We start from the raw sequence: 23,033 nt of genomic DNA, 5'->3' as shown, positions 1-23,033 counted from the left end.
TTGTGCACAGGGGCGGATCAGGACGGGGTGGTGAGCGCGGTGTCCACCTGGAGCAGCCGCGGGTGGTCCGGGCGCTCGGCGAGGGCGGCCCGCAGCTCCTCGGCGTCGCCGACGTGCCGGGCCCGGACGCCGTATCCCTCGGCGATACGGGTGAAGTCCAGGCCGGGGATGTCCAGGCCGGGGGCGTCCGGCACGCCCAGCAGGCCGCCGAACCAGCGCAGTGCCCCGTACGTGCCGTTGCGCAGCAGGACGACGGTCAGCGGGAGGCGGTGCTGGGCGGCCGTCCACAGGGCGGTGATGCCGTAGTTGGCCGAGCCGTCCCCGATGACGCCGACCACCGGCCGGCCCGGCTGCCCCATGGCGACCCCGACCGCGCCGGGCAGCCCGAACCCGAGTCCGCCGGCCGCCGGGAAGTAGTAGGAGCCGGGTCGGCGCAGGTCCATCTGGCGCCACCAGGAGGCGTTCGTCGACGTCGACTCAACCACGTAGGCGGTGTCCTCGGGCAGTTCGTCGCGCAGCGCGGCGAAGACCTGCTCGGGGTGCAGCCGGGAGCCGTCGCCCGTGGGCGGTTCGGGCGCGGGCCGGAAGGCGCCTGCGGGTGCCTCGCGGCCGTCGAGCAGCTTCAGGAGCAGGCCGATGACCGCTCCGGGGTCGGCGACCAGGGCCTCGCCCATCGGCGCCCGCGCGGCGGCGGAGGCGTCCTCGGTCACCTGGATCAGCCGGGTGCCCTCGGGCAGGTACCGGCCGGGGAGGTGCTCGTGGTAGCGGAACACCGGCGCGCCGAGCACCAGGACCAGGTCGTGGCCCTCGAACGCCTCGCTGACCGGCGCGATCCCGGCGGGCAGTACCCCGCGGAAGAGGGGGTGCCGGTTGGGGAAGGGCAGCCGGAACTGCGAGGGGGCCGCCCACACCGGGCCGCCCAGGCGCTCGGCCAGCCGGACGGCGTCGTCGAACAGGCCGGCCGAGTCGATGTCCCCGCCCAGCACGAGCGCGGGCCGCCGGGCGGAGGCGACCTGCTCGGCCAGCCGGCGGCCCTGCTCCCCGTCGGGGACGGAAGCGCGGCCGACCCGCCGGTCGAGGACCGCCAGGGCGTTGTCGCCGGCGTCGGCCGCCCAGTCGTCGTAGGGGACGGACAGATACGTCGGACGCCGCTGGAGCTGCGCCTCGAAGACGGCCTGCGCGAGGGCGCGCGGCACGTCCTGGGCGCATGCCGGCTCGGCCGCCCAGCCGACCAGCGGCCTCATCAGCGCCGGGGCGTCCACGTTGGACAGGTTGGCCTCCGGACCGACGGCGGAGCGCACCTGCTGGCCGGCGACGATCACGAGCGGGGTGCGGGAGGCCACGGCGTTCGTCAGCGCGCCCATCGCGTTCCCGGAGCCGGACGCCGCGTGCAGATTGACCAGGACGGGCCGGCCGGTCGCCTGCGCGTACCCGTCGGCCATGCCGACGACGGCGCCCTCGTGCAGGCCCAGGACATAGCGGAAGCCGGCGGGGAGTTCGGCGAGGAAGGGCAGCTCGTTGGAGCCGGGGTTGCCGAACACGGTGGTGAGGCCCTGGCGCTCCAGGAACTCGTGGGAGAGGCGGCGTACGGAAGGCACAGACGTTCCTTTCGGAGTGACGCACGCCACGCTAGGCAAGCGCCGACATGAGCACCAATAAATCTTTTACCTTCGCGATATAGACTGCTTCGATATGAGGACCTTCGACCTCAACCTCGCCCGCGTCTTCGTGCTGCTGTACGAGACCGGCAGCGTCACGGTCACCGCCGACACGCTCCACGTCACCCAGCCCACCGTCAGCTACAGCCTGGGCAAGCTGCGCCGGCACTTCGGCGACGAGCTGTTCCGGCGCACCGGACGCGGGCTGACGCCCACCGCCGGAGCCCTCCGGCTGTACGAGCCGTTGCAGCGCGCGCTGGCCGACATCGACAGCACGGTCCGCCAGGCCGACGTCTTCGATCCCGGGGTCATGTGCGGGCGGTTCACGCTGGCCCTGTCCGACCTGGGCGAGGTGACCCTGCTGCCGCGTCTGCTGGCCGCGGCCCGTGAACGGGCGCCCGGGGTGTCCTTCACCGTGCGGCCGCTGGACGTCGACGAGGCGGAGCACCAGCTGCGCCGCGGCGACCTCGACGCGTTCGTGGCCACCCCGGTGCTGACCTCCCACCGGACCGTGCGGATCCCGCTCTTCCACGAGCGCTACGTCGGCATGGTCGCCGCCGACCACCCGCGGGTGCGGGGCGAGTCGGTCACCCTGGCCGAGCTCGCGGCCGAATCCCACGCCACCGTCTTCGGCCCCAGCGGGCACGTCGTCCCGCGTGCCGTGCTCGCCGCGCACGGGCTGCTGGACCGGGTGGTGGTGGACGCCACCCGCTTCTCGATGCTGCCCTACCTGCTGGAGCAGACCGACCTGATCGCCATCGTCCCCGAGTACGTCGGCGAGGTCTTCGCCTCCTCCCACCAACTGCGCATGGTCCGGCTCCCGTTCGACACCGAGCCGATCGAGGTGGCGCTGTACGCCCGGCACGAGTCCTCGCGCAGCCCCTCCCAGCGGTGGCTGGTGCAGTTCATGTCCGAGGTCCTGGGGGAGCGGGTGAGCCCGGCCCAGCTGCCCCCGTCCGCCGCCCCGTAGGCCGCGTCGCGCACCGTGCCCGCCATCGGCGTGAGGCGCGTAGGCCAACCGGGTGCAATACGCCGGGCGTTACTCCGTCTCGGCGACGGCTGCCTCCGCTTCGGAGGCGGCAGGCGGAAGGATGGAGGCCGGGCCCTGCGGGACACCGCGTGGACCTTCACGTATCCATCTCCTGAGAGAAAGCGTGTCACGGGCCGCATGACAGACGTCCAGCACACCACGCGGGAAACCGCCGCTCCCCGTCGTCACCTGCGGCCCGGTGCCGTGGTGGTGAAGTGGGCGACGACGACCGATCACAAGACGATCGGTTCGCTGTATCTGATCACTTCCTTCACGTTCTTCCTGATCGGCGGCATCATGGCGCTGCTGATGCGCGCCGAGCTGGCCCGGCCGGGCCTGCAGATCCTGACGAACGAACAGTTCAACCAGATGTTCACGATGCACGGCACGATCATGCTGCTGATGTTCGCGACGCCGCTGTTCGCCGGGTTCACGAACTGGATCATGCCGCTGCAGATCGGCGCCCCGGACGTGGCCTTCCCGCGGCTGAACATGTTCGCCTACTGGCTGTACCTGTTCGGCTCGCTGATCGCGGTCGCAGGCTTCCTCACCCCGCAGGGCGCGGCCGACTTCGGCTGGTTCGCCTATGCCCCGCTGAACGACATCATCCACACTCCGGGCCTGGGCGGGGACCTGTGGATCCTAGGCCTGGCCATGTCCGGATTCGGTACCATCCTCGGCTCGGTCAACTTCATCACCACGATCATCTGCATGCGCGCCCCGGGCATGACCATGTTCCGCATGCCGATCTTCACCTGGAACGTGCTGCTCACCAGCGTCCTGGTGCTGCTGGCCTTCCCGGTCCTGGCGGCCGCGCTGCTCAGCCTGGAGGTGGACCGCAAGTGGGGTGCCCACGTCTTCGAGGCCGCCAACGGCGGTTCGCTGCTGTGGCAGCACCTGTTCTGGTTCTTCGGGCATCCCGAGGTGTACATCATCGCGCTGCCGTTCTTCGGCATCGTCAGTGAGATCATCCCGGTCTTCTCCCGCAAGCCGATCTTCGGCTACATGGGCCTGGTCGGCGCGACGATCTCGATCGCAGGTCTGTCCGTGACGGTGTGGGCGCACCACATGTTCGTCACCGGTGGTGTGCTGCTGCCGTTCTTCGCCTTCATGACCTTCCTGATCGCGGTCCCGACCGGTGTGAAGTTCTTCAACTGGGTCGGTACCATGTGGAGCGGTTCGCTGTCGTTCGAGACGCCGATGCTGTGGTCGACCGGCTTCCTGGTCACCTTCCTCTTCGGTGGTCTGACCGGTGTCATCCTGGCCTCGCCGCCACTGGACTTCGAGGTTTCCGACAGCTACTTCGTGGTGGCGCACTTCCACTACGTCGTCTTCGGCACGGTGGTCTTCGCGATGTTCGCCGGCTTCCACTTCTGGTGGCCCAAGTGGACCGGCAAGATGCTCGACGAGCGCCTGGGGAAGATGACCTTCTGGACGTTGTTCGTCGGCTTCCACACTACGTTCCTGGTGCAGCACTGGCTGGGCGCGGAGGGCATGCCGCGCCGGTACGCCGACTATCTCGCCGCCGATGGCTTCACGACGCTCAACGAGATCTCCAGCATCGGGTCGTTCCTGCTGGGGCTGTCGATGCTGCCGTTCTTCTACAACGTCTGGAAGACGGCCAAGTACGGCCAGAAGGTCGAGACCGACGACCCCTGGGGCTACGGCCGCTCCCTGGAGTGGGCGACCTCCTGCCCGCCGCCGCGGCACAACTTCGTCACCCTGCCCGTGATCCGCAGTGAGTCCCCGGCCTTCGACCTGCACCACCCGGAGGTCTCGGTCACGGACAAGCGGGAGAACCTGGGCCTGCCCGGATGACCGACGCGGCGAAACGCCCGGAGGGACCCGCCGGACTGGTCGAGCAGGTCGAGGGCTATCTGCTGTGGCAGGCCCGCGTGGCCGAGGCCGAGCAGCGCGCCCGTGCCTTCACCGAGCCCATGCAGTGGCTGACCACGGCGCAGCGCGAGGAGATCGAGGAGCACTACGTCTCCGACTGCCTGCTGCGGGCCCGGGCGGACCTCCAGCGGGTCGCCGAGCGGTGCCGGGCGCTGCGCGGCGAGTACGAGGCGCGCTACCGCCAGTTGCGGGCGCGGTGCTTCGCGTTCGTCCTCACCGCCCTCGCGGTGCTCGCCGGGGCGGCGGTCCTGGCCCTGGCCCTCGTACGGCCCTGAGACCCCGGATCCGTCCCGCCCGGCCCGTGCCGAACCGAATCGGGCCGCCCTCCTCGCGGGGGCGGCCCGAACTCGTCGCACCGGCCCACCGGGCCGGCGGTCGTGATCACGGGAGCGTCACTGCGGCGGCTGGTCCTGGCCCGGGTCCGGTCGGCCGAGCTGCTCCTTGAGCTTGTCCTGACCGGTGTCGACCTGGCTCCGGTACTTTCCCTGGGTCCGCTCGTCGGTGTAGTCACCGGCTTTGTCGATGCCCTTGCCGGCCTGCTCCTCGTGACCTTTCAGCAGTCCCTTGAGCTTGTCCAGCATGCTCATCGCATACTCCTTAACGCCGTGGTTCCTCCCAGGATGGCCGACGGCGACAGGGACTGCATCCGCAACCGGAAGGGCCGGGATCACCCGCGGAAACCCCGGTTCACCGTCAGCGCGCGCACAGATTCTCGGCCGGTGGCACGCCGTCGAGCAGCCGGCGGCCGTCCCGCTCGGTGATGTACCAGGCCGTGCACACGGAGTCGCCCTGCGCGGAGCGCAGCAGCAGGAAGTCGTGGCCGTCACGGTGCTCCACCCGGGCTTGCAACTGGGGGGCGTGCTCTCCCAGCCGGTCCAGGTAGTGGGCGGCGTAGTCGTCGGAGACGGTGTCCTCGTCGAACAAGGTCTGGAAGCCGTCCGCGTCCCGGTCGGCGGCGGCCTTCTGGACCCGGTCGGTCAGCGCGGCCACGCTCGGCGCGCCGGGCGGGGCCTCCGTCGCGATCGAATAGCAGACATAGCCCAGCCAGGTGCCCAGACCGACGATCAGCGCGATCACCGCGAGACGCGACTTGCTCGAACGCTTCGGGCGCCCTTCCGGCACTGCTCTTCCTCCCGACATGCCTTGTGCAGTAGGGGACCACTCTCCCATGGCGGACGACCCGGGTGAGCACGAGGCCCTGGGTCCTGTCGTCACATTCCCGTCGTCCGCCCGAAGGGCGGGCCGCGCGGCCTCCGGTGCGTGCGATCACAAGGCGCCGGAGCGTCCTCGTGGCGGAGCCACGTCTGCGGAGAACCGGCTCCGGGTGCGTGTGGGAGTGGCTGCCCCGAACGGCGTTCTTCACGCTTGCGACCACAGACCACAGACCACAGACCACAGACCACAGACCACAGACCACAGACCACCGGCCCACGACCGGGGACCGGCGCGAGCCCGACTCGCGTCCCGCGTACGGGGGAAGATGACATCGCGAGCGGACAGCGGACGCACGACGACGCGGAGGAGCGTGGGTGCCATGCAGCACGAGCGAGCGGGCAAGCCGGCCGGACCCGAGGATCTGATCGACGTCGCCCGGCTGGTGACGGCGTACTACGCGCTGCACCCCGACCCGGCCGAGGTGGGACAGCGCGTGGCGTTCGGAACCTCTGGGCACCGCGGATCGTCACTGGCGACGGCGTTCAACGAGGACCACATCGCCGCGACCAGCCAGGCCATCTGCGAATACCGCGCACGACAGGGCACCGACGGCCCCCTCTTCCTGGGCGCGGACACCCACGCCCTCTCCGAGCCCGCGCGGATCACCGCGCTGGAGGTCTTCGCCGCCAACGACGTCACCGTCCTGATCGACACGGCGGACGGCTACACCCCCACCCCGGCCGTCTCCCACGCGATCCTGACGCACAACCGCTCCCACCCCTCGGGCCCCGCCGACGGTGTCGTCGTGACCCCGTCGCACAACCCGCCCGGCGACGGCGGCTTCAAGTACAACCCGCCCAGCGGCGGCCCGGCGGGCTCCGAGGCGACGTCCTGGATCCAGGACCGGGCCAACGAGATCATCGCGGGCGGCCTCAAGGACGTACGGCGCGTCCCGTACACCCGCGCACTGGCCGCGCCCGGCACCGGTCGTCACGACTTCCTCGGCGCCTACGTCACCGATCTGCCGAGCGTGCTCGACCTCGACGCGGTCCGGGACGCCGGCGTGCGGATCGGCGCCGACCCGCTGGGCGGAGCCTCCGTCGCCTACTGGGGCCGCATCGCCGAGCAGCACCGGCTCGACCTGACCGTGGTCAATCCGCTCACCGACCCCACCTGGCGCTTCATGACGCTGGACTGGGACGGCAAGATCCGTATGGACTGCTCCTCGCCGTACGCGATGGCCTCGCTCATCGGGCAGCGCGACCGCTTCCGGATCGCCACGGGCAACGACGCCGACGCCGACCGGCACGGCATCGTCACCCCGGACGCCGGGCTGATGAACCCCAACCACTACCTCGCCGTGGCCATCTCCTACCTCTACGCCCACCGCACCCGGTGGCCCGCCGAGGCGGGCGTGGGCAAGACGCTGGTCTCCTCCGGCATGATCGACCGGGTCGCCGCCGACCTCGGCCGCCGGCTGGTCGAAGTGCCCGTGGGCTTCAAGTGGTTCGTGGACGGGCTGATCGACTCCTCGCTCGGTTTCGGTGGCGAGGAGTCCGCCGGGGCGTCGTTCCTGCGCCGGGACGGCTCGGTGTGGACCACCGACAAGGACGGCATCGTCCTGGCCCTGCTCGCCTCCGAGATCACCGCCGTCACCGACCGGACGCCGTCCCAGCACTACGCGGAACTCACCGCCCGCTTCGGCGAACCCGCCTACGCCCGCGTCGACGCGCCGGCCTCCCGAGAGGAGAAGGCCCGCTTGGCCAAGCTGTCCCCGGCCCAGGTCACCGCCGACACCCTCGCCGGGGAGCCGGTCACCGCCGTCCTCACCGAAGCGCCTGGCAACGGCGCGCCCATCGGCGGCATCAAGGTGACCACCGAGAACGCCTGGTTCGCGGCCCGCCCCTCGGGCACCGAGGACGTCTACAAGATCTACGCCGAGTCGTTCCGGGGCCCCGACCACCTCTCCCAGGTCCAGGAGGAGGCCGAACGCGTCGTCCACGCGGCACTCGGCGGTTGACGACGGAACCACGACAGAGGCGGGAGCGCGGGAGACAATCGGGATGAGTGGCCCGGCTCACATGGCATGACGAGGACATGCCCGACACCATGGTCCTTTCACCGGCAGGCCGAAGGGATAGAGCATGTTCCGCAAGGTGCTGGTCGCCAACCGCGGCGAGATCGCCATCCGCGCGTTCCGCGCCGGCTACGAACTGGGCGCGCGAACCGTGGCCGTCTTCCCGTACGAGGACCGCAACTCGCTGCACCGGCTGAAAGCCGACGAGGCCTACCAGATCGGCCAGCCGGGGCACCCGGTCCGCGCCTACCTCTCCGTCGAGGAGATCGTCCGCGCGGCACGCCGGGCGGGCGCGGACGCCGTCTACCCCGGCTACGGTTTCCTGTCCGAGAATCCCGAACTCGCCCGCGCCTGCCAGGAGTCGGGCATCACCTTCGTCGGACCGGACGCCGGCACGCTGGAACTGACGGGCAACAAGGCCCGCGCGGTGGCGGCCGCCCGCGCCGCCGGCGTGCCGGTGCTCGGCTCCTCCGCGCCCTCCACCGACGTCGACGAACTGGTGCGCGCCGCCGGGGACATCGGCTTCCCCCTCTTCGTCAAGGCGGTCGCGGGCGGCGGAGGGCGCGGCATGCGCCGGGTGGAGGACCCTGCCGCGCTGCGCGAGTCCATCGAGGCGGCGTCCCGGGAGGCGACCTCCGCATTCGGCGACCCCACCGTCTTCCTGGAGAAGGCCGTCGTCGACCCCCGCCACATCGAGGTGCAGATCCTCGCCGACGGCCAGGGCGACGTCATCCACCTGTTCGAGCGCGACTGCTCGCTCCAGCGCCGCCACCAGAAGGTCATCGAACTCGCCCCCGCGCCGAACCTCGACCCCGCGCTGCGCGAGCGCATCTGCGCCGACGCGGTCCGCTTCGCCCGGGAGATCGGCTACCGCAACGCGGGCACCGTGGAGTTCCTGCTCGACCGCGACGGCAACCACGTCTTCATCGAGATGAACCCGCGCATCCAGGTCGAGCACACGGTGACGGAGGAGGTCACCGACGTCGACCTGGTCCAGGCCCAGCTCCGCATCGCCGCCGGCGAGACCCTGGCCGACCTCGGACTCTCCCAGGACACCATCACCCTGCGCGGCGCCGCCCTCCAGTGCCGGATCACCACCGAGGACCCGGCCAACGGCTTCCGCCCGGACACCGGCCGCATCAGCGCCTACCGCTCCCCGGGCGGCTCAGGCATCCGCCTCGACGGCGGAACCACCCACGCGGGTACCGAGATCAGCGCGCACTTCGACTCCATGCTCGTCAAACTCACCTGCCGGGGAAGGGACTTCAAGGCCGCGATCGGCCGGGCCCGGCGCGCCGTGGCCGAGTTCCGCATCCGCGGGGTCGCCACGAACATCCCGTTCCTCCAAGCCGTACTGGACGACCCCGACTTCCAGGCCGGCCGGGTCACGACGTCGTTCATCGAAGAGCGCCCGCACCTGCTCACCGCGCGCTCCTCCGCCGACCGCGGCACCAAGCTGCTCACCTACCTCGCCGACGTCACCGTGAACAAGCCCCACGGCGAACGGCCCGAGGTGATCGACCCCGTCACCAAACTGCCGCCGCTGCCCTCGGGCGAGCCGCCCGCCGGCTCCCGGCAGAAGCTCGTCGAACTCGGCCCGGACGGCTTCGCCCGCCTCCTGCGCGAGTCGCCGACCATCGGCGTCACCGACACCACCTTCCGCGACGCGCACCAGTCGCTGCTCGCCACCCGGGTGCGCACCAAGGACCTCCTCGCCGCCGCCCCGGTCGTGGCGCGGACCCTGCCCCAGCTGCTGTCCCTGGAGTGCTGGGGCGGCGCCACCTACGACGTCGCGCTGCGCTTCCTCGCCGAGGACCCCTGGGAGCGCCTGGCCGCCCTGCGCGAGGCGGTGCCCAACATCTGCCTCCAGATGCTGCTGCGCGGCCGCAACACCGTGGGCTACACCCCGTACCCGACCGAGGTGACCGACGCCTTCGTCCAGGAGGCCGCCGCCACCGGCATCGACATCTTCCGCGTCTTCGACGCGCTGAACGACGTGGGCCAGATGCGGCCGGCCATCGACGCCGTACGCGAGACCGGGACGGCGATCGCCGAGGTCGCCCTGTGCTACACGGGGGACCTGTCCGACCCCGCCGAGCGCCTGTACACCCTGGACTACTACCTGCGCCTGGCCGAGCAGATCGTGGCCGCCGGAGCACACGTCCTGGCCGTGAAGGACATGGCCGGGCTGCTGCGGGCGCCCGCCGCGGCCAGGCTCGTCTCGGCACTGCGCCGCGAGTTCGACCTGCCGGTCCACCTGCACACCCACGACACCGCCGGCGGTCAGCTCGCCACCTACCTCGCCGCCGTGCAGGCCGGCGCCGACGCCGTGGACGGCGCGGTCGCCTCCATGGCCGGCACCACCTCCCAGCCGTCGCTGTCGGCGATCGTCGCCGCCACCGACCACTCCGACCGGCCCACCGGCCTGGACCTGAAGGCGGTCGGCGACCTGGAGCCGTACTGGGAGAGCGTCCGCAAGATCTACGCCCCCTTCGAGGCGGGACTGGCCTCGCCGACCGGACGCGTCTACCACCACGAGATCCCCGGCGGTCAGCTGTCCAACCTGCGCACCCAGGCGGTCGCGCTCGGCCTCGGCGACCGCTTCGAGGACATCGAGGCGATGTACGCCGCCGCCGATCGCATCCTGGGCCGCCTGGTCAAGGTCACCCCCTCGTCCAAGGTGGTCGGCGACCTCGCTCTGCACCTGGTCGGCGCCGGTGTGGCGCCGGAGGACTTCGAGGCGGCGCCGGACCGGTTCGACATCCCCGACTCCGTGATCGGCTTTCTGCGCGGTGAGCTGGGCACCCCGCCCGGCGGCTGGCCGGAGCCGTTCCGCACCAAGGCGCTCAACGGCCGCGCGCAGGCCAAGCCCCTCACCGAGCTCACCGCCGAGGATCACGCCGGCCTGGAGAAGTCCCGCCGCTCCACCCTCAACCGGCTGCTGTTCCCCGGCCCGACCCGGGAGTTCGAGGCCCACCGTCAGGCCTACGGCGACACCAGCGTGCTGAACAGCAAGGACTTCTTCTACGGGCTGCGCCCCGCCGACGAGTACGCCGTCGACCTGGAACCCGGCGTACGGCTCCTCATCGAACTCCAGGCCATCGGCGAGGCGGACGAACGCGGTATGCGCACCGTGATGTCCACGCTGAACGGCCAGTTGCGCCCGATCCAGGTGCGCGACGCCGCGGCGGCCTCCGACATTCCCGTGACCGAGAAGGCCGACCGGGCCAACCCCGGCCATGTGGCGGCGCCGTTCGCCGGTGTGGTGACCCTCGCGGTCGCCGAGGGCGACGAGGTGGCGGTCGGCGCGACCGTGGCCACCATCGAGGCGATGAAGATGGAGGCCGCCATCACGGCCCCCAGGGCGGGCCGGGTGACCAGGCTGGCCATCAACCGCATCCAGCAGGTGGAGGGCGGCGACCTGCTCGTCGAGGTGGGCTGAGCCGACCCGCCGCGTCGACCCCGCACCACCGGCCCCAAGCCGCCGGCGGCGCGGCGCGGTGCGGGCGGTGCGGGGCCGGCGCACCACCGGCCCGGCCGGGTTCCCACGCCCGGCGCCCGGGCGGAAGGCCGCCGCCCGGCGCCGGGCGGCGGCCGGTATGGGCGACTGAGTACCGGGCGCCGGGACCGGCACCTTGTCGGCCTCAGGCGTGGGTGGTTGTGCATCGGGCGTCGGGACCGGCGCTGGGGGTGTCGGGCACGGTCGGCTGAGCACCGCGCGCTGGGGTCGGCACTGGATGGCGGCCGACGTGGGCGGCGTAAGTGGTTGTGCACGGGGCGTCCGGAGCGGGGCTGGGTGGTGTCGAGCGCGGTCGGCTGAGCACCGCGTGCCTGGACCGGCACCTGGTGGCTGAGTACCGGGCGTCGGGACGGGCACCTTGTCGACGTCGCGCGGGCGGCAGAGCACCGCGTGCGCGGACCTCGGCAGAGCATCGCGTGCGCGCACCGCGTGCTGGGACCGTGCGTGCGTCCCGGCCGTGTGCTCGGACCGCGTGTCCGGACCGCGTGCTCGGGCCGCGTGCTCGGGCCGGGCGTCCCGGCCGTGCGGCCGGGGTGGTGTCGGCCGTTCGTCGTGCCGGGATCGGCTAGGGGCCGACCGTCACCGGTCGTCTGCGGCGGAGGGCGTCCGCGTGGGCGTCCGCGCGGGAGGGCTGTGCGACACGGGCGGACTGGGGTCGTGGCATGCCGCGCGGGTGAGCGGTGGTGCCGGAACGGGCCAGCCACTCCTGGTAGGCCGGCGCCTGATGGGCCGCCTCCCAGTAGGCCTCCTCCAACTCCGCGTAGACATGGTCGAGTTCGGACTCGGTGCGGGCCGCGAGCAGGAGCCGTACCCCTATCGGGTCACCCTCCAACGGGCGGATGGCGAGTTCGGCGCGCGGGCGCGCGGTGGGTTGACTGACCGTCACCACCTCGCCGGTGGCGGCCAGTGAGTACGCGGTGAGGTAGTCGCCGTGCAGCATGTCGGCGTCGAGTCCCGCCTCGCGCAGCACGCGGCACAGGGCGTCCCATTCCCCGTCGACCGTGGAATCCACCATCCATCGGTCGCCCGCGAGGTCGGCGAGCCGCACCTCGGGCAGCGCGGCGGCCGGATGGTCGGCGGCGAGGGAGACGAACTGCGGTTCGCGCTCGACCAGTACGCGCAGACAGAGCCCGGGCGGGATGCGCAGCGGACTGCCCTCGACCTCGTGCACGAAGGCCATGTCCAGCCGCCCCGCGGCGACCAGGCGCAGCAGGCAGTTCGCGGACGCGTCCATCTGGAGGGTGGGTTCGGTCCGCGGCACGCGGGTGCGCAGCAGGCGTAGCCAGCCCGGCAGAGCCCGGCTCGCGGTGGCGCCGATGCGCAGCCGTGTGCCGCCGGCGGCCCGGGCCGCGGCCGCCCGCGCCTCGGTGACGAGGGCGGTCAGTTCGGCGACGAGGGGTCTGGCCCGGCCCAGTACCGCGTGTCCCAGCGGTGTGGGGCGGCAGCCCGCACGGGTGCGCAGGAAGAGCTGCCCGCCGAGCGCGCGCTCGATGCGGCGCAGCTGGGTGCTCAACGAAGGCTGCGCCATACCGAGTTGCCGAGCCGCCTGGTGCAGACTGCCGTGGTCGGCGATGGCGCACAGCACACGCAGGTGCCTCACCTCGAGCTCCATGGGAGGGAGCGTAGGGGGGCCCGTGACGCCGCACCAGACGTTCAAATCCCAACGGAACCAGCGGAATCGTACGAGTCGGCCCCGATAGCTCGGCGCTATCCCCGGTTGCCATCATCCGCAGACCCGTTGGTGTGCCCGAAACTCCTGCGTGACCGATCGTTCACCACCCCACACGAACGAGTAGGAGCCCCCCACATGAAGGCGTCCCGCATGGCCTCCACGTCCACGAAGACCTCCAGGAGGCTGCTGGCCCTCGCGCTCGGCCTGGGTCTGGCCTCCGCCGCCCTGGGCACCGCCGGCCCGGCGAGCGCCCGGACCGACGACTCCGCGCCGTCCGCCTCCGCCTCCGCAGCCGCGTACGCGCGCTACGCCGGTTCGGCGGAGAGCGCCGCCAACAACAAGGCGTTCTTCGACGCCGTGCTGAAGTCGGTCGCCGAGAAGCAGGCCGCCCATCCGACCCTCCAGGCGGTGACCGTCTCCTACAACGCGTCCCAGGCGCCGAGTTTCGCCTCGCAGATATCGAACGCGGCTTCCATATGGAACAGTTCCGTGTCCAACGTCAAGCTCCAGGCGACCTCGGGCAGCGCCGACTTCGCGTACTACGAGGGCAACGACTCGCGGGGCTCCTACGCCTCCACGAACGGCCACGGCAAGGGCTACATCTTCCTCGACTACGCGCAGAACCGGCAGTACGACTCGATCCGCGTCACCGCCCACGAGACCGGCCACGTGCTGGGCCTGCCGGACCACTACAGCGGCCCGTGCAGCGAGCTGATGTCGGGCGGCGGTCCCGGCACGTCCTGCACCAACCGCTACCCGGACGCCAACGAGCGCGCCCGCGTCAACCAGCTGTGGGCCAACGGCCTCGCGAAGGCCCTGAAGGAGCTGGCCAAGACGAACTGACGTCCCGCCCCCCACTGATGCGGGCCGCCCACCCCACAGGGCGGCCCGCATCGCGGGATCAGGCCGCCGCCCTGCTCCGGCGGGCGGCCATCACCGCGTAGACGAGAACGCCCGCGAACAGGAACAGCACGCCCTGGTAGACCGCCGCGTACCCGGCGCCCGCGACGAGCCACAGTGAGAAGGCGGCCGCGCCGCCCGCCACCACGGCGTCGCGCACCAGCCGTGCCCGGTCGACCCGTTCGCGCCGCCCGGAGACGAGGTGGAAGATCTGCGCGGCGGTGGCCAGCAGGTACGGCACGGTCGCGGTGAACGTGGTGACGAGGACCAGGACCTCGAAGACCTTGGCCGAGCCCGACGTGTAGTTGTAGACGGTGAGCAGCGAGGCGAGGACGACGGTGACGGCGACGCCGAAGGTCGGGACGCCGCGCCGCCGGCGCGCGAACGCGGCGGGGAACAGTCCGTCCCGGGCCGCGGCGTACGGGGTCTGCGCGCTCAGCAGGGTCCAGCCGTTGAGGCAGCCGGTCATCGACACCAGCGCGGCGAGCGCGACGGCCCATCCGCCCCAGGAACCGCCGAACATGGCGTTCACGGCGTCCGAGAAGGGCGCGGTGGACTTCACCAGGCGATCGTGCGCCACCGTGCCGAACACTGAAAGCGTGCCCAGCAGATAGACGAGTGCCGCGCCCGTGGTCCCGATGACGGTGGCCCGTCCCACGTTGCGCCGCGCGTCCTTGACCTCGCCCGCGCTGACGGCCGCGGACTCCACGCCGAGATAGGAGAAGAGCAGGATCGCGGCGGCGGCGGACACCGCGCCGATCGTGCTGCCGCCGCCCTCGTGGAACGGTCCGAGGTTGCGCGGGTCGAAGAAGAACAGCCCGCCGACGGCGACGAGCAGCAGCGGCACGAACTTCAGCACGGTGGCGACGACCTGTACGGCGCCCACGTACCGGGTGCCCGCGAAGTTGGCGAGCGCGGGCAGCCACTGCAGGGCGAGCGCGGCCAGACATGCCGTCCAGCGGTGTCCGTTCACCGGGATCAGCACGTCGAGGTAGCCGACGGCCGCGACGGCGAGCGCCGCGTTCGACACCCAGGTGGTGATCCAGTACGCCCACGCGGCGAGGAAGCCGGCGAAGTCGCCGAAGGCCTCGCGAGCGTAGACGTAGGGTCCGCCGGTGCTCGGGTTGCGCTCCGCGAGGCGGCCGAAGACCAGCGCCAGGGCGATGGCGCCGAGGGTCAGGACACCGAAGGCGACCAGGCTGACCGTGCCGTACGGGGCGACGGAGGCCGGGAGCAGGAAGATCCCGCCGCCGATGATGTTGCCCATGACCAGGGCGGTGGCGACGGGCAGCCCGAAGCGCCGGGTGTGCCGGCCGGAGTTCCCGGTGGGGTCTTCGGCGGGGGTGTGAGCCGCGGGGGTCTCCCGCGGTGCCGGAGCCGACGGGGGGACGGTTCCGGTGACGTGCATGGGGTGGTGCGCCTCTCTTCGAACTGGTGCCCGGGGTGGCCGGGACGGACCCCATGGTCGGCCATGGTCCGACATGGCTCCAAATCGCACGCTTTTGTCCTGTATCGACCGGTGCGGCACCGCAAAAGATGAGCCACCGTGCGCCCCCGGCCGCCAATCGTCCCGCGCCGTCCCCGCCCTCCGGCGGAACCGCCGCCGCCTGTCCGGCCGGACCGCGGACCCCCTGCCCATGGCCGCCGCTTCAACTGACCGTCACGATCCCATCACAGAGCCGACATCACATCCGCCATTGTTGTTAACCGGCCAGATGATGTTGTTTCCAGCCCCACGACATGTCCAAGGGGGATCATGCGCATCCGTGTGACCGCCGTTGCGGCCGCAGTCTTCGGTTGTCTCGCCCTGACCGGCTGCACCGACGGCACCGGCACCGCCGACCGCAAAACCACCGACAACGCCGAGTCCGCCACCACCCAGGGCGACGACGACTCGACCGGCTACATCACCGAACGGACCATCACCCCCTGGCCGTTCACCGTCGCCTCCGGCAACCTCGCCTGTGCCGGCCAGGCCGTCACCTTCATCACCGCCGAAGGTACCTACGGTCTCAACAGCCGCGCCCGGCAGAAGCACCCCGGCCCCGACCCCATCTGGGCCGGTGACCCCAACAACCCCGGCAAGAACATCTCCCTGGACGCGGTCATCAGCCGCGGCCTGGAGCTCTGCAAGTAGTCCGGCCCCGCCGTCCGCTCCGGGCGCCCCACCCCTGGCGTCCGTGGCGGCGGCCCGGGCTCGCCGGCCCCTGCCGTGCGGGCCGGCCGGAGTCCGGGCGGATCACCCCACGACGACCGTCACCCCGGCCCGGGTGAGGGCGGTGCGCAGATCCGCCGGGCAGGGCTGGTCGGTGATGAGGGTGTCGAAGCCGTCCAACTCGCACACGCGATGGGCGGCCGTGCGGCCGAACTTGCTCGAGTCGGCCAGCACATAGCGGTGGGAGGCGTTGGCGAGCATGGCCCGCTTGGTGGCGACCTCGTCGAGGTGGAAGTCCGTGAGGCCGTAGGGGGCTATCCCGCCGGACCCGAGGAAGACGGCGTCCGCGCGCAGGTTGCCGAAGAACTCCACCGCCTGGGCGTTGGAGCAGGCGAGGTCGCCCGCCCTGAGGCGACCGCCGCTGACCAGGACCTCCACCCGGGGGCGTGTGCTGACCTCCGCGGCCACGAGCAGGGACGGGGTGGCGATGACCCCGGCGTGGTCGGCGGGCAGTGCGCGGGCCACCTCCAGGGCCGTGGTGCCGACGTCGATGACGACGGTCTGGTTCGGCTCGATGAGCGCCGCCGCCGTCCGGCCGATGGTCTCCTTCTCCAGGGCGAGGCTGCCGCTGCGTTCGCTGAAGGGCGCCTCCTCCCCGACCGGTGCCTGGGTGCTGGTGGCGCCGCCGTGAACCCGGGAGAGCTCACCGCGCCGCTCGAGCAGGGCGAGGTCCCTGCGGACCGTTTCGTGGGAGACGCCGAGCAGCGTGGTCAGGTCGTCGGTGGTGACGAACTTGAGCCGGGCGATCTCGGCGACGATTCTGCGGTGACGCTCGGCGGCGAGCACGTCCCACCTCCTTGGGCGAGTGACCGTTTCTGTGGATCTGTGACTGCATTCTACGGGCGGCAGGCGCCGGGCCGAGCCAAGCTCCCTCGCCTGCGTGCACGTCCCCGCTGTCTCTGTGCACGGTGAACAACCCTTGACGACAGACGGGCAAGGGTCCACACTTCCGGTAACACCCGGTCAATGATCCACAGAAACGGTCATGCGGTGGGTTGCCGAGACCGCTTCGGCCACGGCCCTGTGCACCATCGCGGGCCCCGCCGCCGCACAGCGGACAGGCCCCGGCAGACCCCGCGCGGGGCGTGTCCGCACAGCCGACCGAGTTCGGTTGCTCACGTTCACTGGCTCTCGCACTCCACGGCGGGGCACTCTGAAGCAGGGAAAAGAGTCATGGCACACGCAGAATCAGGTCCCCACAGATCAGGAACAGGCGCCCGGGCCGCGGGTGAGCCCAAGCCTCGGATGGCGCGGGAGCTCGGCTGGTACGCCTCGTTCTCCGTGGCCTTCGGGTTCGTCTCCATCGCCACCGGCATCTTCACCACCTACGGCTCGGTGCTCGCGACCTCCGGCCCGCGGGGCATCTGGGCCTGGCCGATCTCCGTGGTCGGCCAGCTCTCCATCGCCCTGGTCTTCGGCGCCCTCGCCGCACGCATCCCGATCAGCGGCTACTCGTACCAGTGGGTTTCACGGATCGTGGGCCCGGTATGGGGCTGGATCATGGGATGGATCTCGTTCGCCTTCCTGGGCGTGGTGCTGGTCGCCGTCGACTACACGATCGCCTCCACCATCCTTCCGGAGCTGTTCCGCTACGTCGGCACCACACAGAACGCCTGGGTGATCACCGCCGTCGTCGTACTGCTCCAGGCCCTCCTCGTCGCCGCCTCCACCCGCACCACCCACCGGGTCAACAGCGTGGCGGTGACGGTACAGCTCGTCGGCATGATCGCCTTGACCGTGCTGCTCTTCGCGGTGGGCGCCTTCACCGGCAAGCTCGACTTCGGGCACCTCTTCGACACCGGGACCGTCCCCGAGAGCGGCTACTACGCCCTGGGCGGCGGCACCACGGCCGGACCGTTCGCCCTGGCCTTCCTGCTCGGCGCGTTCACCATCGTCGGCTTCGAGTCGGCGGCCAACCTCGCCGAGGAGACCAAGGACCCGGCCCGGGTCATCCCCAAGGCCATGGTCCAGGCTGTGCTCTCGCTGGGCGTGCTCGGCTTCCTGTTCCTGGTCGCGGTCACCGCGGCGGCCGGCCGGGTCGACGGTGTCGGCGCGTCGGCCACTCCCGTGGCCACCGTCATCACCGCCGTGCTCGGCTCGGTCGTCGGCAAGATCCTCCTGGTCCTGGTCGTCGTGTCGATCTTCTCCTGCGGACTGGTGATCACCCTCAGCGGCACCCGGCTGGTCTACGCGATGTCCCGCGACGAGCGCTTCCCCGGCTGGCGGCTGCTGCGGCGCCTCGACCGGCGCACCGCCACGCCCCTGAACGCCTCGCTGTTCATGATGCTCATCGCGCAGATCATCCTCGCGGTCTTCTCCCGCTCCACCGACGCGCTGTTCCAGCTGTTCTCCGCCGGAACCCTGCTGCCCGCCCTCATCTACGCCGGAACCGTCGCGATGTACGCCATCAAGCGCCGTTCCCTGCCCGCGTCCCAGGGCTTCTCGCTGGGCCGCTGGGAAGTGCCGGTACTGGTCGTCGCGGGCATCTGGCTGGTGTACGAGCTGCTGATCTTCCGGGATGCTTCCTTCCGTGCCCCATGGACCTACGTTCTCGTGCTGTTCGCGATCGGTGCCGTCTACTTCACCGGTCTGCTGATGCGGCGCGGGCGGGACGGGCTGACCATGCCGGACATGGCCGACGTCGACCGCGCCCTGGACGCCGCCGACGGCACGTCCGCGGACGCCGCCGCGGAAGGGAGCGCACGATGACCGCGATCCTCGCCATCGACCAGGGCACCTCGGGCACGAAGGCCATCGTGGTCGACCCCGAGGAGGGCACCGTCGCCATCGCCGAGGAGACCGTCCGCCCCACCTATCTGAACGGCGGCGGGGTCGAGCAGAACCCGCACGAACTGCTCGACTCCGTCCTCAACGCCGGCCGCCGCGCGGTGAGCGCGGCCGGCCGTCCGATCGCCTGCGTGGCCCTCGCCAACCAGGGCGAGACGGTCCTGGCCTGGGACCCGGCCACCGGAACACCCCTGACCCAGGCGCTCGTGTGGCAGGACCGGCGCGCGCAGACCGTCTGCGACGAACTGGCCGAGCACGCCGAGAGCGTCGCCCGGCGCACCGGCCTCGTCCTCGACCCGTACTTCTCCGCGCCCAAGATGGCCTGGCTGCGGCGCAACCTCACCCGCGACGGGGTGGTGACGACCACCGACACCTGGCTGGTGCACCACCTCACGGGGGAGTTCGTCACCGACGCCTCCACCGCGAGCCGCTCACTCGTCCTCGACCTGGACACCGCCGCCTGGGACGAGGGACTCCTGGACCTGTTCGGCCTCGGCGGCGAACGGCTGCCCCGCATCGCCGCCTGCGACGAGGTCGTCGGCACCACCCGGGCCTTCGGCCAGGAGGTGCCGGTGGCCGGGCTGATCGTCGACCAGCAGGCGGCCCTGGTCGCGGAGCGCTGCCTGGAGCCGGGCACCGCGAAATGCACGTACGGCACCGGCGCGTTCCTGCTGGCGAACACCGGCCTGAACCCGGTGCGCTCCAGCGCCGGACTGACCACCTCGGTGGCCTGGCGGGCGGCCGGACGGACGCCGTACTGCGTGGACGGCCAGGTCTACACCGTCGCCTCGGCGGTGCGCTGGCTCCAGGACCTCGGCCTCATCCAGTCCGCGACCGACCTGGACACGCTGGCGGCGGCCGACGCCGAAGGGGTGCTGTGCGTGCCCGCGTTCGCCGGCCTCGCCGCCCCCTGGTGGGCACCGGAGGCCACCGCCTCCTTCACCGGCATGACCTTGGCCAGCCGACGCGAACACCTCGTCCTCGCCGTGCTCCAGGGAATCGCCGCGCAGGTCGCCGAGCTGGGCACCCTGGTCGCCCAGGACCTCGGCCGGCCCCTGACCCGGCTGCGCGCGGACGGCGGACTGACCAACTCCGCCGTGCTCATGCAGGCCCAGGCCGACATCGCGCAGACGCCGGTCGACATCTACCCCCACGCCCACGCCACCCCCCTGGGGGCGGCCGCACTGGCCCGCTGCGCCCTCGATCCGGCGCTCGGGCTCGAAGAAGCCGTCGGCGACTGGCAGCCGACCACCGTTTACGAACCCCGCTGGTCCGCCGACCGGGCCGAGGAGTTCCGCACCGCATGGGCGCAGGCCGCGACGGCCCGCGCCACCGAGGGAGACCATTCATGACCGCCACCCCGCACCGCCCCCACGACGACGTCTTCGACGTCGCGGTGATCGGCGGAGGCATCGTCGGCGCGGCGATCGCACGCGAACTGTCCGGCTACGACGTCCGCGTCGCGCTGCTCGACGCCCGCGACGACGTCGGCGACGCCACCAGCAAGGCGAACACCGCGATCCTGCACACCGGCTTCGACGCCAAGCCCGGCACGCTCGAATCCCGCCTGGTCGCCCGCGGCTACCACCTGCTGAGCGCCTACGCGGAAGCCACCGGCATCCCCGTCGAACACACCGGTGCCGTCCTGGTGGCCTGGACCGACGAAGAACTCGGCGCGCTGCCCGGACTGAAGGAGAAGGCCGAGGCCAACGGCTACACCCACTGCCGGATCGTCGACGCCGACGACGTCTACCGGCTGATCCCCGACCTCGGCGAGGGAGTCCTGGGCGGGCTGACCGTGCCGGACGAGTCCATCATCTGCACCTGGACCACGAACCTCGCCCTGGCCACCGACGCCCGGCAGCGCGGCACCACGATCCTGCTCGAACACGCCGTGACCGGCGTCGACGAAGGGGACGAGGCGACCACCCTGCGCACCTCGGCCGGTGACGTACGGACCCGCTGGGTGGTGAACGCCGCCGGTCTCGGCGCCGACCACGTCGACCGGCTCTTCGGCCACGACCGCTTCACCGTCACCCCCCGCCGCGGTGAACTCTTCGTCTTCGACAAGCTCACCCGCCCCATGGTGAACAAGATCGTGCTCCCGGTGCCCACCTCCCGGGGCAAGGGCGTACTGATCTCCCCGACCATCTACGGCAACGTCATGCTCGGCCCCACCGCCGAGGACCTCACCGACCGCACCGACACCGCCACCTCCGAGGACGGCTTCGACTTCCTGCTCACCAAGGGCGAACGCCTCATGCCGCGCCTGCTGGCCGAAGAGGTCACCGCCAGCTACGCCGGGCTGCGCGCCGCGATCGACCACCCCGACTACCTCATCGAGGCCACCCCCCGGCAGCGCTACCTCCTCGTCGGCGGGATCCGCTCCACCGGCCTGACCGCCGGCATCGCCATCGCCGAACACGCCCGCACCCTGCTGGAGGAGGCCGGCCTGGCCCTGCGCCCGCGCGCCGACCTGCCCGAGCCGCCGCGGATGCCCAACATCGGCGAAGCCACCCAGCGCCCCTACCAGGACGCCGGCCTCATCGCCCGCGACCCCGCCTACGGCACCATCGTCTGCTTCTGCGAGCGGGTCACCGAGGGCGAGATCCGCGACGCCTGCCACGCCCCGGTACCCGCCCGCAGCCTGGAGGGACTGCGCCGCCGCACCCGCGCGACGAACGGCCGCTGCCAGGGCTTCTTCTGCGGCGCGGCCGTCGCCGCCCTGCGCGAGAAGCACCACACCCACGACGGCTGCCGCAGCCAGCACAAGGACAACCGATGACCCACCAGCCGCCCCTGACCACGCCCGACGTCCTCATCATCGGTGGCGGGCCCGCGGGCCTGACCGCCGCGGCCGAACTGGCCGGACGCCGGGCCGGCCGTGTCCTCGTCGTCGACCGGGAGCAGGACGCCGGCGGCATCCCCCGGCACAGCGACCACACCGGCTACGGCCTGCGCGACCTGCGCCGCGTGATGACCGGACCCGCCTACGCCCGCCACCTCGTGCGGCAGGCCACCCTGGCCGGAGCGGAGGTCCGCACCCGCACCATGGTCACCGGCTGGGCCGACGAGGACACCGTCGACGTCACCAGCCCCGACGGCCGCTACCGCATCCGGCCGAGGGCCATCGTGCTGGCCACCGGCGCCCGCGAACGGCCCCGCACCGCACGCCGCATCCCCGGCGACCGCCCCCACGGCGTCTACACCACCGGCCAGTTGCAGAACCTCGTCCACCTGCACCACCAGCCCGTCGGCGAGCGGGCCGTCATCGTCGGCGGCGAACTCGTCAGCTGGTCCGCGGCCGTCACCCTGCGCGAGGCCGGCTGCACCCCCGTCCTCATGGTCAGCCAGTACCCGAAGGCGGAGTCCTACGCCGCCTTCAACGCGGCCGGACGCACCGTGCTGCGCGTCCCCGTCGCCACCCGCACCCGTGTCACCCGCGTCATCGGCAAGGGCCGCTGCCAGGCCGTGGAGATCGAGCACCTCGACACCGGCCGGCGCCGCACGGTCGCCTGCGACACCGTCGTCTTCACCGGCGACTGGATCCCCGACCACGAACTCGCCCGCTCCGCCGGCATCACCCTCGACGAAGGCACCCTCGGCCCGCTCACCGACACGGCGCTGCGCACCAGCCGCCCCGGCGTCTTCGCCGCCGGCAATCTGCTGCACCCCGTCGACACCGCCGACGTCGCCGCTCTCGACGGCAGGCACGTCGCCCAGCAGGTCGTCCACCACCTGAACGGCGAGGACCGGCCGGCCGAGGGCGTCCGGCTGACCGCCGACGCCCCCTTCCGCTGGGTCGCCCCGCAGATCCTGCGGCCGAACGACCCCGCACCCGCCCGGGGGCGCCTGCTGCTGTGGACCGACGAGTTCGTCCGCTTCCCCAAGGTGACCGTCCGTCAGGACGGACGAACCCTCACCCGCCGAACCCTCGCCTGGCCGGCCGCCCCCGGCCGCGTCTTCCGCGTCCCCGCCGGCCTGCTCGACGACGTCTCGCCCACCGGAGGCCCGGTCCACATCGGTCTGCACTAGTAGGGCTTGGTCATCTTCACTCGTGAGTGGCGTGTCTGTTGGTCGGCGGGTGGGGTTGGCATGGTGTGACACCTGAGGAGATGGTCGG

The 23,033-nt window shown here is 71.8% G+C and carries 17 protein-coding genes; 11 read left to right on the top strand and 6 right to left on the bottom strand.

Annotated features, from left to right (window positions below; genetic code table 11):
- Positions 1 to 17: 17 nt before the first annotated feature.
- On the bottom strand, positions 18 to 1,598 hold the full coding sequence (mdlC, locus tag ACIQMV_RS37025; protein ID WP_402597469.1) for a benzoylformate decarboxylase: 1,581 nt from the start codon (positions 1,596 to 1,598) through the stop codon (positions 18 to 20).
- Between the two features lie 94 nt (positions 1,599 to 1,692).
- On the opposite strand from mdlC, the gene ACIQMV_RS37020 reads away from it, so the two are divergent.
- The 3 genes from ACIQMV_RS37020 to ACIQMV_RS37010 all read left to right on the top strand — a co-directional run bounded on the left by ACIQMV_RS37020 (position 1,693) and on the right by ACIQMV_RS37010 (position 4,859).
- Complete coding sequence (locus ACIQMV_RS37020; protein WP_141364748.1) at positions 1,693 to 2,628, top strand: LysR family transcriptional regulator; 936 nt, start codon at positions 1,693 to 1,695, stop codon at positions 2,626 to 2,628.
- 198 nt (positions 2,629 to 2,826) lie between these two features.
- Positions 2,827 to 4,506 (top strand): cytochrome c oxidase subunit I, encoded by a 1,680-nt coding sequence (gene ctaD, locus ACIQMV_RS37015; protein WP_402597468.1) that lies wholly within the window; start codon positions 2,827 to 2,829, stop codon positions 4,504 to 4,506.
- Entirely contained in the window at positions 4,503 to 4,859 is a 357-nt protein-coding gene (locus tag ACIQMV_RS37010; RefSeq protein WP_402597467.1) for a cytochrome C oxidase subunit I, read from the top strand. Before ctaD ends, ACIQMV_RS37010 begins: the two co-directional genes overlap by 4 nt.
- Positions 4,860 to 4,976: 117 nt before the next feature.
- Here the strand turns inward: ACIQMV_RS37010 and ACIQMV_RS37005 are convergent, their stop codons facing one another.
- Entirely contained in the window at positions 4,977 to 5,171 is a 195-nt protein-coding gene (locus ACIQMV_RS37005) for an antitoxin (RefSeq protein WP_141364754.1), read from the bottom strand.
- Between the two features lie 106 nt (positions 5,172 to 5,277).
- Positions 5,278 to 5,706, bottom strand: coding sequence for a hypothetical protein (locus ACIQMV_RS37000; RefSeq protein WP_402597466.1), 429 nt, complete (start codon positions 5,704 to 5,706; stop codon positions 5,278 to 5,280).
- A gap of 412 nt (positions 5,707 to 6,118) precedes the next feature.
- Between ACIQMV_RS37000 and pgm the strand changes: the two genes are divergently transcribed.
- Positions 6,119 to 7,759: a phosphoglucomutase (alpha-D-glucose-1,6-bisphosphate-dependent) gene (gene pgm, locus ACIQMV_RS36995; RefSeq protein ID WP_402597465.1), complete on the top strand. Its 1,641-nt coding sequence runs from the start codon at positions 6,119 to 6,121 to the stop codon at positions 7,757 to 7,759.
- 124 nt (positions 7,760 to 7,883) lie between these two features.
- Entirely contained in the window at positions 7,884 to 11,258 is a 3,375-nt protein-coding gene (locus tag ACIQMV_RS36990; RefSeq protein ID WP_402597464.1) for a pyruvate carboxylase, read from the top strand.
- Between the two features lie 643 nt (positions 11,259 to 11,901).
- Here ACIQMV_RS36990 and ACIQMV_RS36985 read toward each other — a convergent pair.
- The gene (locus ACIQMV_RS36985; RefSeq protein ID WP_402597463.1) at positions 11,902 to 12,948 is read right to left on the bottom strand and encodes a LysR family transcriptional regulator; all 1,047 of its coding nucleotides are present in this window, start codon (positions 12,946 to 12,948) and stop codon (positions 11,902 to 11,904) included.
- Between the two features lie 195 nt (positions 12,949 to 13,143).
- On the opposite strand from ACIQMV_RS36985, the gene snpA reads away from it, so the two are divergent.
- Positions 13,144 to 13,851, top strand: coding sequence for a snapalysin (gene snpA, locus ACIQMV_RS36980; protein ID WP_141364764.1), 708 nt, complete (start codon positions 13,144 to 13,146; stop codon positions 13,849 to 13,851).
- Positions 13,852 to 13,909: 58 nt separating this feature from the next.
- Here snpA and ACIQMV_RS36975 read toward each other — a convergent pair whose 3' ends face one another.
- On the bottom strand, positions 13,910 to 15,316 hold the full coding sequence (locus ACIQMV_RS36975) for an amino acid permease (protein WP_402597462.1): 1,407 nt from the start codon (positions 15,314 to 15,316) through the stop codon (positions 13,910 to 13,912).
- A gap of 348 nt (positions 15,317 to 15,664) precedes the next feature.
- Here ACIQMV_RS36975 and ACIQMV_RS36970 point away from each other — a divergent pair, with 348 nt between their 5' ends.
- Positions 15,665 to 16,045 (top strand): DUF2511 domain-containing protein, encoded by a 381-nt coding sequence (locus tag ACIQMV_RS36970; protein ID WP_141364767.1) that lies wholly within the window; start codon positions 15,665 to 15,667, stop codon positions 16,043 to 16,045.
- Between the two features lie 102 nt (positions 16,046 to 16,147).
- Here ACIQMV_RS36970 and ACIQMV_RS36965 read toward each other — a convergent pair whose 3' ends face one another.
- A complete protein-coding gene (locus ACIQMV_RS36965) occupies positions 16,148 to 16,909 on the bottom strand; it encodes a DeoR/GlpR family DNA-binding transcription regulator (RefSeq protein WP_402597461.1) in 762 nt (253 codons plus the stop codon).
- A gap of 459 nt (positions 16,910 to 17,368) precedes the next feature.
- Here ACIQMV_RS36965 and ACIQMV_RS36960 point away from each other — a divergent pair, with 459 nt between their 5' ends.
- Genes ACIQMV_RS36960 through ACIQMV_RS36945 form a run of 4 tightly spaced genes read left to right on the top strand, consistent with a single transcriptional unit; the run spans position 17,369 to position 22,945 of the window.
- Positions 17,369 to 18,832 carry an APC family permease gene (locus tag ACIQMV_RS36960; RefSeq protein ID WP_402597460.1) on the top strand — a complete coding sequence of 488 codons (1,464 nt, stop codon included), beginning with the start codon at positions 17,369 to 17,371 and terminating at the stop codon, positions 18,830 to 18,832.
- Positions 18,829 to 20,262, top strand: a complete 1,434-nt coding sequence (locus tag ACIQMV_RS36955; RefSeq protein WP_141364773.1) for an FGGY family carbohydrate kinase — start codon at positions 18,829 to 18,831, stop codon at positions 20,260 to 20,262. Before ACIQMV_RS36960 ends, ACIQMV_RS36955 begins: the two co-directional genes overlap by 4 nt.
- On the top strand, positions 20,259 to 21,695 hold the full coding sequence (locus tag ACIQMV_RS36950; protein WP_402597459.1) for an NAD(P)/FAD-dependent oxidoreductase: 1,437 nt from the start codon (positions 20,259 to 20,261) through the stop codon (positions 21,693 to 21,695). The genes ACIQMV_RS36955 and ACIQMV_RS36950 overlap by 4 nt, the downstream gene beginning before the upstream one ends.
- Entirely contained in the window at positions 21,692 to 22,945 is a 1,254-nt protein-coding gene (locus ACIQMV_RS36945) for an NAD(P)/FAD-dependent oxidoreductase (protein WP_402597458.1), read from the top strand. Before ACIQMV_RS36950 ends, ACIQMV_RS36945 begins: the two co-directional genes overlap by 4 nt.
- The last annotated feature ends 88 nt before the right edge of the window (positions 22,946 to 23,033 follow it).

Origin of the sequence: Streptomyces sp. NPDC091412 (assembly GCF_044756885.1) — a bacterium.
Taxonomy (GTDB): domain Bacteria; phylum Actinomycetota; class Actinomycetes; order Streptomycetales; family Streptomycetaceae; genus Streptomyces.
This window is presented reverse-complemented; position numbering and strand designations above follow the sequence as displayed.

Coding starts and splice junctions, on each gene's coding strand:
- ACIQMV_RS37020 (WP_141364748.1), top strand. CDS start 1,693: ATGAGGACCTTCGACCTCAACCTCGCCCGCGTCTTCGTGCTGCTGTAC.
- ctaD (WP_402597468.1), top strand. CDS start 2,827: ATGACAGACGTCCAGCACACCACGCGGGAAACCGCCGCTCCCCGTCGT.
- ACIQMV_RS37010 (WP_402597467.1), top strand. CDS start 4,503: ATGACCGACGCGGCGAAACGCCCGGAGGGACCCGCCGGACTGGTCGAG.
- ACIQMV_RS37005 (WP_141364754.1), bottom strand. CDS start 5,171: ATGAGCATGCTGGACAAGCTCAAGGGACTGCTGAAAGGTCACGAGGAG.
- pgm (WP_402597465.1), top strand. CDS start 6,119: ATGCAGCACGAGCGAGCGGGCAAGCCGGCCGGACCCGAGGATCTGATC.
- ACIQMV_RS36990 (WP_402597464.1), top strand. CDS start 7,884: ATGTTCCGCAAGGTGCTGGTCGCCAACCGCGGCGAGATCGCCATCCGC.
- ACIQMV_RS36985 (WP_402597463.1), bottom strand. CDS start 12,948: ATGGAGCTCGAGGTGAGGCACCTGCGTGTGCTGTGCGCCATCGCCGAC.
- snpA (WP_141364764.1), top strand. CDS start 13,144: ATGAAGGCGTCCCGCATGGCCTCCACGTCCACGAAGACCTCCAGGAGG.
- ACIQMV_RS36975 (WP_402597462.1), bottom strand. CDS start 15,316: ATGCACGTCACCGGAACCGTCCCCCCGTCGGCTCCGGCACCGCGGGAG.
- ACIQMV_RS36970 (WP_141364767.1), top strand. CDS start 15,665: ATGCGCATCCGTGTGACCGCCGTTGCGGCCGCAGTCTTCGGTTGTCTC.
- ACIQMV_RS36960 (WP_402597460.1), top strand. CDS start 17,369: ATGGCGCGGGAGCTCGGCTGGTACGCCTCGTTCTCCGTGGCCTTCGGG.
- ACIQMV_RS36955 (WP_141364773.1), top strand. CDS start 18,829: ATGACCGCGATCCTCGCCATCGACCAGGGCACCTCGGGCACGAAGGCC.
- ACIQMV_RS36950 (WP_402597459.1), top strand. CDS start 20,259: ATGACCGCCACCCCGCACCGCCCCCACGACGACGTCTTCGACGTCGCG.
- ACIQMV_RS36945 (WP_402597458.1), top strand. CDS start 21,692: ATGACCCACCAGCCGCCCCTGACCACGCCCGACGTCCTCATCATCGGT.